The following is a 220-nucleotide window of genomic DNA, read 5'->3' on the forward strand; positions in this document are numbered from 1 at the left end:
CCCGACCGTCTTCATCGACGACGACGGTCAGGCCTACCTGTACTGGGGCAACCCCAACCTGTGGTACGTCAAGCTGAACGCCGACATGACGTCCTATTCAGGCAGCCCCGTCCAAATTCCTCTCACCACCGCGGGATTCGGCACCCGCACCGACAACCCCGACCGTCCCACGCTGTACGAAGAAGGACCCTGGGTCTACAAACGGGGCGGTCTGTACTAC

Annotated in this window: 1 protein-coding gene; it reads left to right on the forward strand. The window is 61.8% G+C overall.

Annotated elements, in window-relative coordinates; translation table 11 throughout:
* On the forward strand, positions 1-220 hold a 220-nt coding region (locus tag ADL01_RS28050; protein WP_159049669.1), incomplete at both ends, for a family 43 glycosylhydrolase.

It is taken from the genome of Streptomyces sp. NRRL WC-3618 (assembly GCF_001280005.1).
Taxonomy (GTDB): domain Bacteria; phylum Actinomycetota; class Actinomycetes; order Streptomycetales; family Streptomycetaceae; genus Streptomyces.